Origin of the sequence: Herbiconiux oxytropis (genome assembly GCF_024979315.1) — a bacterium.
In the GTDB taxonomy this organism is placed as follows: Bacteria; Actinomycetota; Actinomycetes; order Actinomycetales; family Microbacteriaceae; genus Herbiconiux; species Herbiconiux oxytropis.
This window is the reverse complement of record NZ_JANLCK010000008.1, coordinates 172118-183430: the sequence shown is the minus strand read 5'-3', so window position 1 is coordinate 183430 and position 11313 is coordinate 172118. Positions and strand designations below refer to the sequence as shown.

General features: G+C 68.2%; 11 protein-coding genes and 1 pseudogene. 9 read left to right on the top strand and 3 right to left on the bottom strand.

Features of this window, described 5'->3' with window-relative positions:
* Positions 1 to 106: pseudogene (locus N1028_RS14810) on the top strand (Fe-Mn family superoxide dismutase); the annotation flags it as partial.
* A 13-nt stretch (positions 107 to 119) separates the two neighbouring features.
* On the opposite strand, the gene N1028_RS14805 reads toward N1028_RS14810, so the two are convergent.
* The gene (locus N1028_RS14805) at positions 120 to 1571 is read right to left on the bottom strand and encodes an amidohydrolase family protein (RefSeq protein WP_259530139.1); all 1452 of its coding nucleotides are present in this window, start codon (positions 1569 to 1571) and stop codon (positions 120 to 122) included.
* A 146-nt stretch (positions 1572 to 1717) separates the two neighbouring features.
* Here N1028_RS14805 and N1028_RS14800 point away from each other — a divergent pair, with 146 nt between their 5' ends.
* Together N1028_RS14800 and N1028_RS14795 are read left to right on the top strand one after the other, a co-directional pair.
* Positions 1718 to 2428 carry a histidine phosphatase family protein gene (locus N1028_RS14800; protein WP_259530138.1) on the top strand — a complete coding sequence of 237 codons (711 nt, stop codon included), beginning with the start codon at positions 1718 to 1720 and terminating at the stop codon, positions 2426 to 2428.
* Positions 2425 to 3642: an acyl-CoA dehydrogenase family protein gene (locus N1028_RS14795; RefSeq protein ID WP_259530137.1), complete on the top strand. Its 1218-nt coding sequence runs from the start codon at positions 2425 to 2427 to the stop codon at positions 3640 to 3642. Before N1028_RS14800 ends, N1028_RS14795 begins: the two co-directional genes overlap by 4 nt.
* A gap of 18 nt (positions 3643 to 3660) precedes the next feature.
* Here the strand turns inward: N1028_RS14795 and N1028_RS14790 are convergent, their stop codons facing one another.
* A complete protein-coding gene (locus tag N1028_RS14790; protein ID WP_259530136.1) occupies positions 3661 to 5577 on the bottom strand; it encodes a cell wall-binding repeat-containing protein in 1917 nt (638 codons plus the stop codon).
* A gap of 194 nt (positions 5578 to 5771) precedes the next feature.
* On the bottom strand, positions 5772 to 6266 hold the full coding sequence (locus N1028_RS14785; protein ID WP_259530135.1) for a MarR family winged helix-turn-helix transcriptional regulator: 495 nt from the start codon (positions 6264 to 6266) through the stop codon (positions 5772 to 5774).
* 71 nt (positions 6267 to 6337) lie between these two features.
* Here N1028_RS14785 and N1028_RS14780 point away from each other — a divergent pair, with 71 nt between their 5' ends.
* From N1028_RS14780 to N1028_RS14755, 6 genes are all read left to right on the top strand, one after another.
* Positions 6338 to 7537: a TerC family protein gene (locus N1028_RS14780; RefSeq protein ID WP_259530134.1), complete on the top strand. Its 1200-nt coding sequence runs from the start codon at positions 6338 to 6340 to the stop codon at positions 7535 to 7537.
* 130 nt (positions 7538 to 7667) lie between these two features.
* Entirely contained in the window at positions 7668 to 8261 is a 594-nt protein-coding gene (locus N1028_RS14775) for a TerD family protein (protein ID WP_259530133.1), read from the top strand.
* 20 nt (positions 8262 to 8281) lie between these two features.
* Positions 8282 to 8860 (top strand): TerD family protein, encoded by a 579-nt coding sequence (locus N1028_RS14770; protein WP_259530132.1) that lies wholly within the window; start codon positions 8282 to 8284, stop codon positions 8858 to 8860.
* Between the two features lie 58 nt (positions 8861 to 8918).
* The gene (locus N1028_RS14765; RefSeq protein ID WP_259530131.1) at positions 8919 to 10139 is read left to right on the top strand and encodes a toxic anion resistance protein; all 1221 of its coding nucleotides are present in this window, start codon (positions 8919 to 8921) and stop codon (positions 10137 to 10139) included.
* Between the two features lie 41 nt (positions 10140 to 10180).
* Entirely contained in the window at positions 10181 to 10759 is a 579-nt protein-coding gene (locus N1028_RS14760; RefSeq protein ID WP_259530130.1) for a hypothetical protein, read from the top strand.
* Positions 10759 to 11310 (top strand): TerD family protein, encoded by a 552-nt coding sequence (locus N1028_RS14755; RefSeq protein WP_259530129.1) that lies wholly within the window; start codon positions 10759 to 10761, stop codon positions 11308 to 11310. The genes N1028_RS14760 and N1028_RS14755 overlap by 1 nt, the downstream gene beginning before the upstream one ends.
* The last annotated feature ends 3 nt before the right edge of the window (positions 11311 to 11313 follow it).

Here is an 11313-nt window from a genome sequence, read left to right as displayed (position 1 = left end):
GCGCGCCGACTACATCAAGGCCGTCTGGAACATCGCCAACTGGCAGAACGTCGCCGAGCGCCTGGCCGCCGCGACCTCGAAGACCCAGGGCCTGATCTCCCTGTAGCAGCACCCACTGGTCACCAGGCCAGTCGCTCCACACTGCGGGAGGCCGCCCTCGAGGCGACCTCCCGCACCCGTGCGTGCAGCTCGGTGCTCGCGCGGGCGGCGAGCGGATGCGTCGAGACCCCCTCCGACGACACGAGCTCCCCGCCCACGAACACCTTCTTGAGGTTCCGCAGCCCGCACGCGAACGCGTAGTGCGCAAAGACGTCCCACACCGGGCCCGTGTCGGGTGACGCCGGATCGACCACGAGGAAGTCGGCGAACTTGCCCACCTCGAGCGATCCCACGGCCGCCGCCACCTGCGGGCCGAGCGCCTCGGCCGAGCCGAGCGTGTGCATCCGGAGCATCTCGCGCGGCATCACGATCGAGGCGTCCTGGTTCACGGCGCGCTGGGTGTAGGCACCGATCCGCAGGTTCTGGAACGGGTCGGAGACGTCGGTGCAGCTCTGGTCGTCGAGCCCCACGCCGATCGGCATGCCGAGCGAGCGGTAGTGCGGGATGTCGGCGACGCCGGAGCCCAGCCGGCCGTTCGAGGTGGGCTGCCAGACCATGCCGGCACCCTTCTCCGCGGCGACCCGGGACATGGACGAATCCGGATGCACGAAGTGGCCGAACAGGAACCCCGGTCGCAGCGCCCCGGCCTCCTCGTACCAGCGGAACTTCTCGCGCTGCTGGTCGAGCGCCTCGCTCGTCTCGAGGAAGTGCGCCTGGTTGCCGATGCCGTGCGCATCCATCGCGGCGACCTCGTCGCGGGCCGCCTGCTCGCTCGCCGACCACTGCACCGCGCCGAAGACGCTCGCGCCGAGATCGAGCTCGGCCGGCACCGATCGCTTCAGGTGCGCGACCGCCCGGGCGAACACCGCGAAGGCCTCCTCGGCGGGCTGGAACTCCGAGTCGAGGCGGAGGGCGTTCATGGTGCGGAGGCCGGCGTCGCGGGCGGCGTCGATCTGCCGGTGCAGGTACTCCTCGGGGCGGATCGCGTAGATCTCGCGGGTGTCGCTCTCGGCGTCGTACTTGCCCACCACGCGCGAGTCGGTGAAGTTGTAGGCGCTCGTGACGCCGTTGCCGAGGAAGTCGAGGCAGCCGTGCAGGGTGAACCAGTAGATGTCGTCGGAGTCGGCTCCCGAGATGAACGTGCTCTGCTCGCCGACCCAGCCGTAGAGGCTGTCACCCGGGGTCATGCCGCGCATGCCGCTCGTGAAGATATGGCTGTGCGCCGAGATGAACCCGGGTGCCACGAAGGCCCCGTGCACGTCGAGCACCTCACCGCCGATCTCGTCGGCGGTCGGCGTCCCCTCCCCGATGGCTGCGATCCGGCCGTCGTCGCCCACCCGCAGCCAGCCGCGGAACCAGTCCGCACTCCCGGTCGCCTGACCGTCCAGCCCAGGCCCACCCAGCGGACCATCCAGCACCGGCCGGTCGGCCATCGGGAGGATCACGGCATCGACCACGGTGAGCTCTGTCATGCCGCCATCCTCGCGCGCCGAGATTGCGGCCACGTTTCGCCCGGGAGCACGGCAGGTAACGCCATCCCGCGTCACACCCCAGCGCCTGGCCGCTACCCTGGACGAGGCGATCTCCCGCGCTCGCCTCCCGAGTCCGAAGGCCTCCCATGACACTCCCCGATCCGCACCCCGCCGCCCTTCCCGAGGGCCACCCCGACGCCGGCGACACCTTCCGGCACGCCGCCCGCGGCACCGCGCCCCAGATCGTGCTCGTGCGGCACGGCGAGACGGAGTGGAGCCTCGACGGCCGCCACACGGGCCGCACCGACATCCCGCTCACCGCCCGCGGCGAGGAGCAGGCCCGCGCGGTCGGCCGAGCCCTCGCCGGCCGCCGCTTCGGCCTCGTGCTCACGAGCCCTCGGCGCCGCGCGACCGACACCGCAGCCCTCGTGACGCCCGGCCTCGTCGACAGCCCCGCGCCGGAGGTCGACGCCGACCTCGCCGAGTGGGACTACGGATCGTTCGAGGGCCTCACGAGCCCCCAGATCGCGGAGGCCTTCGGGGGGCCCTGGAACCTCTGGGAGAACGGCATCGTGCAGGATGCCGAGGGCCGGGGCGAGCAGGCCGCCGATCTGCTGGCACGCAACCAGGCCGTCATCCGCCGCGCCCACCGCACCCTCAACACCGGCGACGACGTGCTGATCTTCTCGCACGGGCACTACCTGCGCTCGCTCGGTGCCACCTGGATCGGGGCGCCCATCCGCCTCGGCGAGTACCTCGTGCTCGACACCGCCGCGGTGAGCGTGCTCGGCTTCGAGCACGGCAACCAGGTGCTCCGGCAGTGGAACCGCACGCCGTGGACGGAGCCCGCGGCGTGAGCGCAGCCACACCGCGCACCGTCACCGACCCGGCCGAGGCTGCCGACACCCTCGCGGCCCTTGCTGAGCGCTTCACCGCCGTGGCCGCCGAGCGCGACCACGAGGGCACCGCCCCCTTCGCCGAGGTCGCCGCCTTCCGGGCCACCGGCCTCCTGCCCGCCCTCGTGCCTCGCGAGCTCGGTGGCGGCGGACTCGACTGGCCCACCGTGCTGTCGGCCCTCCGCCCGGTGCTCCGCGCCGACGGCGGGCTCGGCCATCTCTTCGCCTACCACTTCGTCAACTCCTGGCGCATGCAGCTGAACGAGAACGAGGAGCGCTTCCAGGCGCTGCAGCGTGGTCTCGCCCGGAACCACTGGTTCTGGGGCGGCGCCGGCAACCCGCGCGACGCGGGGCTCGCGCTCACCCCGGTCGAGAGCGGAGCAGGCAGCGGGGGCTTCACCGTCAGCGGTCGCAAGTTCTTCGCCACGGGCGCTCAGGTCTCCGACCGCATCACGGCGAGCGGCACCCGCGTCGATACGGGCGAGAAGCTCGCCATCGTGATCGACGCCACCCAACCGGGCGTCATCCATCACGACGACTGGGAGAACAACGGCCAGCGGCTCTCGGCCTCCGGGTCGGTGTCGTTCGAGGCCGCGAGCGTGCCGGAGGAGAACGTGCTGGGCTTCGGCGGGCAGGAGGGGCCGCGCTACCACCCCTACTCCTCGCTCTCGATCCTCTTCTTCCAGCTCGCGCTCGACCACGTGCACGTCGGTCTCGCCGAGGGCGCCCTCGCCGCCGCGGCGGAGTACGTGCAGACGAGCACCAAGCCGTGGTCCACGAGCGGTGTCGACCGCGCGGTCGACGACCCCTACATCCGCGAGCTCATCGGCGACCTCGCGGCGGCCACCCGGGCAGCGGATGCGCTCACCTGGCGAGCGACCGAGTCGCTCACGGCCGTCGCGGATCGCGGCTGGGCGCTCACCGACGCCGAGCGCGGCGAGGCGGCGATCGAGATCGCGGCCGCCAAGGTGGTGTCGACGAAGGTCGCACTCGACGTGACCTCGCGCGTGTTCGAGCTCACCGGGGCACGCGCCACGGGCACCTCCTACGGCTTCGACCGCTTCTGGCGGAACGCCCGCACCGTCACGCTGCACGACCCCGTGGCGTACAAGGCCCAAGAGGTCGGCGACCACGCTCTGCGTGGGGCCTATCCCGAACCCTCTGGTTACAGCTGACGCGCTCCCCCGCGACGACTACTCGGCGTTCGCGCACCCGCTGAGGTTGAGTACCCCTTGAGAGAGAGTGTTCTCCCCGCCGAGTATCCAGACCGATCTACCTGTCTGCTGAATCCTCGACAGCACACCCGCCGGAACGCAGTCCTTTCGCACCAGGAACACGGGTGCTTCACTCGACCCGGCGGCAGGCCCGCCTGCAAGAGCATCGGCAAAGGCGACCCCGCTTGCCAGGAAAGCGACGTGCGCGTTCGGGAATGCATCCTCGTTCACTGCCACCGAGACGGCGTAGCGATCAGGACCGCCGAGTCGGATCGCATTCCCCGCAGTCGACAGCTGTTGCATGATGTCGTCGCTGACCGACGCCGCACCTCCCACCACCTTGATCGTCGCGCCGGCCTTGCTGTACTGACCAACGACAGCCATCTCTTTCGAGGAAAGCGAGCGAGCTGCCCCGTCGATGAGGAGGACTCCTGTCTGGGCGCGAACAGCGGCCGGTGTGCTCGACAGCGCATCGGGAAAGTTGCGTCCGCTCGCCACGTACAGGGCCCTGGGTGACGTGGGAGCGAACTCCCCCGTCAAGAGTGCCCGGGAGACTTCGTAGCGGTCCCTGCCGCCCACACGGTCGACGCGCTCGGCAGTGGGGAGCGCTTCCTCGATGGCGTCGAGAACGCTTTCGGAGACAGAGGCCGGCCCCCCGACCACGATGACCTCGCGGGGTCGTAGGCGAATGATCTCATCCAGCACCACGCGAGATATGGAGTTCTGCCTGCTGAGAAGCAGCGGACCACCCACGTGACCGGCGATGGCTCCGGCACTCAATGCGTCGGCGAACTTCTCCCCGCTGGTCACGAACACGGTGTCGACGTCGGCCGACGAGAACTCGTGCGAGATGTTGACCGCCATGTCGTAACGGTCGACTCCGCCCACCCTGGTCACCTCCGGCAAGCCGATCGTGTCGAGGCGCGCGACCTTGCCGTGACGCCTCTCCAGCACCCAGACGTAGCGTGATTCGCTGATTGCGAGTCCCGTCAGTCCTGCATCGACTGACGGAACGGCGAATTCGAAGACTTTCCCTCCTCTGCTCGCGCCCACGATGGAGTTCGTGCCGGCGTCTGCCATCCAGAAGCGAGCACCGGCCCTCGCGAATCCTCTGAGATCGCTTCTCTCGGCATCGAGGACACCCCGTGCCGTCGATCCACCGTCGCGGTAGGTGAAGTCGGCCACGCCTGTTGCGGTCTGGAATGCTCCGTGGACACCGCTCGAGTCCGCGGTCGTCACGTCGAGATCTCGTATGCCTGGGACGAGGTCCCATGCCCCCCGCGCAGCGCCTCCGCGATCGACTATCCAGGTTCGTCCTGCCCCTTCATCCACCACCCAGACCTGATCTGCGAGGCCGCTCACCTCGCCCAACTGCACGGCACCGGAAATCTCCCATTCCTCCACCTGTCCGGTCGACTCGGTCAATCGTCCGACATACCCGCGCCCCTGTTCGGAGAAGTAGACCTGATCACCACCGTCCCAGATGTGTGCCGGCAGCGAGTTGGGCTGCGGCAGCGGATATTCGTGAACCTCACCCGCCGCCGAGATGCTCGCAATGCGGTTGGAGCCGATCATGGCGACCCACACTCCGCCTGTGCTGTCGACCGAGATGCTGGAGGGTGACCCTGTCAGCGGGTATGTGGCCATCACTTCACCCGAGCGATTCAAGCGAACCACTGCTCGGTCACCGAGGACCGAGACCCACACCGTTCCGTCGCCTGTGGAGACGATGCCGTTCGGAAGCCCGTTCGGATTGCCGAGATCGAACTCGGTGATCGCCGGCACAGCGTTCGATCGTTCCTCCTCACCAGCAGCAGCAGCAGCAGCAGCAGCCGGATCGGACACCGGTACGGCACCGACGCCGACCACAGTGGCGACGAACGCAATGCCGACCATGACTCGACGGAAGTCGCCCTTTCCGAATCGTTCGGGACGTCGTAGGCGGTTCCAGAAGGGCATCACGAACTGTTCTCGCATCTCGGCTCGGCGGTGGGACACCTCGAGCTTGCGCGAGAGCGGGAATGATCGAGCCGGAGTATTTTCTACTCACGGGTCGAGCCACAGAGGAGGCAGGGCCCGGGCCCGGCCGGTCAGCGCCCCGCGTTGTGGCGGGAGATCGCATCCGTGACCCACGAGAACTCGTGCACGAAGCGCTCGAGCAGCCTCGCCAGCTCGGTGCGGTCGTGCTCATTCCACTTGCCGACGAGGGTGGAGTAGACCTCGTGCGCGGCCTGCAGGTGCAGCTTCAGCGCCTCGACGCCCTCGGGGGTGGCGGTGACGAGCACGGCCCGCCCGTCGCTCGGGTCGGCGGTGCGCTCGACGAGGCCGGCCTCCTCGAGCCGTCGCACCTCGGTGCTCATGGTCGAGCGGTCGACCGAGAGCCATTCGGCGAGCGCCGACATGCGGTGCGGGCCCGAGGTCGCGATGTGCTCGAGCAGCCACGCGTCGGTGCTGGTGAGGGCGGCACCACCGGCATCCTGCAGAGTCCGACGGTTGTCGGCCCTGGTCGACCAGCGGAGGATGGTGGAGAGCGAGGCCTGGATGACGGCGCCCGGATCGCGCTCTTCTCCGTCGGCATCGCTCATAGCTGAATTATTCCTGACGAAGATGCGAGAAAGTCGAGAATGGTTGGATAAGACCAACTAATATGGAACCCATGGAAATCCCCACCTACGTCTGGCTGCTCACCATCGTGGGCATCCTCGGATTGCTCGCCTTCGACTTCTTCTTCCACGTGCGGAAGGCCCATGAACCGACCCTCCCCGAAGCCGCCAAGTGGTCGGCCATCTACGTGGGGCTCGCGGTCGTCTTCGGCGTGGGTGTTCTTCTGTTCGGCGGGCCCACGCTCGGCTCGGAGTACTTCGCCGGCTACATCACGGAGAAGGCGCTCTCGGTCGACAACCTCTTCGTCTTCCTCGTCATCATGGCGAGCTTCAAGGTGCCCCGCGCCGACCAGCAGAAGGTGCTCCTCTTCGGCATCGTCTTCGCGCTGATCGCCCGCACCGGGTTCATCTTCCTCGGCGCCGCGCTGATCAACTCGTTCTCGTGGCTGTTCTACCTGTTCGGCGCCTTCCTCATCTTCACGGCCATCAAGCTGCTGAAGCCCGAGGAGGAGAGCGACGACGCGAACAACTTCGTCATCCGTCTCGCCAAGCGCCTGTTCAAGACCACCGACAAGTACGACGGCGACAAGCTCGTCACGGTGGAGAACGGCAAGAAGGTGCTCACCCCGATGCTGCTGGTCATGGTCGCCATCGGTGGCACCGACCTGCTCTTCGCGCTCGACTCCATCCCCGCCATCTTCGGCCTCACCCAGAACACCTTCATCGTGTTCACGGCCACGGCGTTCTCGCTCATGGGCCTGCGTCAGCTCTACTTCCTCATCGACGGACTGCTCGACCGGCTCATCTTCCTCAGCTACGGCCTCGCCGCGGTGCTCGGGTTCATCGGCGTCAAGCTCGTGCTGCACGCGCTGCACGAGAACACGCTGCCCTTCATCAACGGCGGCGAGCACGTGCCCGTGTTCGAGATCAGCACCGGCCTCTCGCTCCTGGTCATCGTGGGCATCCTCACCATCACGGTGATGCTGTCGCTGTTCAGCCCGGCCGGCCGCGCGCACACCGTCATCAGCGATGCCGGCGCCCAGGCCAAGAAGTACATCGAGCACGACTACAAGGGCGATGACGTGGCCCGCGAGACCACCTACGCCCGTGTGCTCGAGCGGGAGAAGCAGATCGCCGGCCTCGCCCCGAAGTACCAGGAGAAGGCGGCAGACGACGAGGAGCTCGCCGAGCGTCTCGCGAAGGCCCACGAGCTCCGCGGCACCCAGAGCGCCGACTCGAAGGGCCTCAACTAGCAGCACCATCGGGCTCTGTTCCGAGCGGACCCGGAGGCGTTCCTACTAACGTAGGCAGTGCGCCTCCGGGACCCGAAACCTGAACGTGCACGATGACAGCGAATCGATTCGAAGCAGCAAGGAGTCACCCATGGGTCTGAGTCTTGAAAAAGGTCAGTCGCTCTCTCTCACCAAGAACGACGGAGGAGCGCTCACGCGCATCCGCCTCGGCCTCGGCTGGGACAGCGCGGCGCCGGTCAAGAAGGGGCTCTTCGGTCGCCTCACCGGCGGCGCCGAGGTCGACCTCGACGCCTCGGCCATCTTCTTCGACGCCACCGGCAAGGTGCTCGACACCATCTGGTTCCAGCAGCTCAAGAGCAAAGACGGATCGGCCTCGCACACGGGCGACAACCTCACGGGCGCCGGCGACGGAGATGACGAGACCATCCTGGTCGACCTCTCGAAGGTCTCCCCCGCGGTGGCTCAGATCGTCTTCGTGATCTCCAGCTACAGCCGGCAGACGTTCGACCAGGTCAAGAACGCGTTCAGCCGCGTGGTCGACGACTCGACCCCCGGCTCACCCGAGGTCGCCCGCTACCAGCTCACCGATTCCGGCCCGCACACCGCCATGATCATGTCGAAGGTCTCGCGCGAGGGCGCCGGCTGGAGCTTCAAGGCGATCGGTGAGCGCGCCAACGGCCGTTCGGTCATGGACCTGCTCGGCCCGGCCGCCCAGACTCTCTAACTCGACGAAGGAGCATCATCATGGCAGGACTCAGCCTCGAAAAGGGCAGCAACCTCTCTCTCACCAAGACCAGCCCCGGCCTCACGGTCGCGACCGTGGGCCTCGGCTGGGACCCGCGTTCCACGAGCGGCGAGCAGTTCGACCTCGATGCGTCCGCGCTCCTCGTGGGTGCGAACGGCAAGGTGCGCTCGGGCGCTGACTTCATCTTCTACAACCAGCCCTCCGCGGCCGACGGCTCCGTCGTGCACCTCGGTGACAACCGCACGGGCCAGGGCGACGGAGACGACGAGCAGATCACGGTCGACCTGCAGTCGATGGGCGCGGATGTCGAGCGCGTGATCTTCGCGGTCTCGATCGACAAGGCCGACGAGCGCCGCCAGAACTTCGGCCAGGTGCGCGGCGCCTACTGCCGCGTGGTCGACCAGGACGGCCAGGAGATCGTGCGCTTCGACCTGAGCGAAGACGCCGCTCCCGAGACGGCCATGCTCTTCTCCGAGATCTACCGCAACGGTGCCGAGTGGAAGTTCAAGGCCGTCGGCCAGGGTTACACCACCGGTCTCGCCGGCATCGCTGCCGACTTCGGCGTTCCGCTCGGCTGATCCGGGCTCCCCGACACACCCTCTTTCGAATCCTCTGACCTGAGAGCAGCTGATCGCCATGAGCACGCCCCTCACTCCCCCGAGCGCCGACGAGACCCAGGCGGCCTCCCTCGTGCTGCAGGCCCCCGAGGCCCCGGAGATCGTCAAGGCCGACGAGGCCCCCGGCATGGTGCCGGTCCCCGTCGAGCGGCAGACCGAGATCCAGTCCCAGGCCCGCGCCTTCATCGCCGAGGTGGCGAGCCTGGATCCGCGGGCACCCGAGTTCACCACGAAGGTGGAGGGGATCACCCAGATCGGCGGCAAGGAGATGGTGCAGTCCTCTGGCTACTCCAGCCGCATGCTGGAGCGCTCCTCCACCTCGGTGGCCGGCGCCAAGCGCTCGGGCGACAGCGCTCAGGTCAAGGTCGCCACCACTCTGGGCGACCTGCGCAGCACGGTGGAGGACCTTACGCCCAACCAGGCCGACCTCGGCGTGGGGCGCAAGATCCTCGGGTTCATCCCCGGTGGCAACAAGCTCGCGAAGTACTTCCAGAAGTACGAGTCGGCCCAGACCCAGCTCGACAAGATCATCAAGTCGCTCATGGCCGGTCAGGACGAGCTGCTGAAGGACAACGCCTCGCTCGCCGGTGAGAAGGTGCAGCTCTGGGAGACCATGCAGCAGCTCAGCGAGTACGCGGTGTTCGCCAAGGCCCTCGACGCCGCATGTGTCGAGAAGATCGAGGCGAGCCGCGCCGCGGGCCGCATCGAGGAGGCGCAGAAGCTCGAGGCCGACGTGCTGTTCCCCGTGCGTCAGCGCCACCAGGACATCCTCACCCAGCTCGCCGTCTCGGTGCAGGGCTACCTCGCGATGGACCTGATCCGCAAGAACAACACCGAGCTCATCAAGGGCGTCGACCGCGCGCGCACCACCACCATCGCCGCGCTCCGCACGGCCGTGATCGTGGCCCAGGCCCTCGCGAACCAGAAGATGGTGCTCGACCAGATCGACGCCATCAACACCACGACGAACAACATGATCCTGCAGACCAGCGAGATGCTGAAGGACCAGACCACCCGCATCCACCAGCAGGCCTCCACCTCCGGTGTGAGTGTCGAGACCCTGCAGAAGGCCTTCGACAACGTGTTCCAGACGATGGACGCCATCGACACCTTCCGAGCCGAGGCCGCCAAGAACATGCAGGGCACGGTCACCGCGCTCGAGACCGGCCTCGAGCGCGCGAAGCCCTACCTCGAGCGCAGCCGCCAGTCGGAGAACAAGGACCTCGGCGAGCTGCGCTGACCCACGGCCCGCTGGATCCCGAGAACGACTGAAGGACGGTCATGGCGCTAGGACGACTGGTCAATTCCATCCTCAACGGCGCGACCCCTCCGACGGAGCACGTGCGGCCCGCGGGCGACGAGCACGCGGAGGCCCTCGCCGCCGGCACCCCCGGTGTCGACGGAGTGCGCCGCCCCAGGCCGCCGGCGAACGAGTCGGACGACGAGCGCATCGCGCGCGAGCTCGACGATCTGCGTGACCTCGAGCGCCGCGCGGGCCGGGAGCTGCCGGCGATCCTGTCGTCTCGGCTCCGGCTGATCGACGATCTGCTGCGCGTGGTCGTGGCGACCATCGCGGCGCAGGATGCCTCGACCGAGCAGCGCGTGCTGCTGGAGGCCATGATCACCGACTACATCAGCACCCCGCTCCGCGCCTTCCTCGCGCTGCCCGCCTCCGACCGGGTCGACCAGTCGCGCGGAACCGAGCTCTTCGCCCGGCAGCTCGAGCTGATCGAGGAGACGATCCACGACCTGCTCAACCAGATCCGCATCGGCGCGATCGCCGAGCTCTCCACCCACGGCCGCTTCCTCGCCGACAAGTTCCAGACGCCCGACGAGGGCCTCGTGCTGGGCGGGCGCTGATGGCCTCGCTCGTCGCGGGCGCCAACGCCGCGCTCACCGCCGAGAACCCCGGGCTCACCTCGGTGATGGTCGGATTCAGCTGGGACATCATCCCGAGCCGCGGTCCGCAGACCGAGCTCGTGCCGATCGCCGTGCTCTGCGGCGACGACGGCAAGGCGCTGAGCGACGACCACCTCGTGTTCTTCAACCAGATCGTGAGCGACGACGGCTCGGTGTCGTTCGCATCGGAGGCCGACGACGAGGAGATCGACGTCGACCTCTCGCGCATCCCCGCCGAGGTCGCGAAGATCGCGTTCTTCGTCTACGTCGATCCGGATGTGCGGGGGCCCGGCGACTTCTCGCCCGTGCGCTCCGCTTCGGTGAAGGTGTCGACGCCGGACGGCCGCGAGCTCGTGCGGTTCGACGTGCCGCTGGCCGAGGCGCGCAGCACCCGCGCGCTCCTGCTGGCCGAGCTGTACCGGCACCGCGACGACTGGAAGTTCCGCGCCCTCGGGCAGGGCTACTCGTCCGGGCTCGCGGGTATCGCCTCCGACTTCCGAATCGACGTCTGAGCC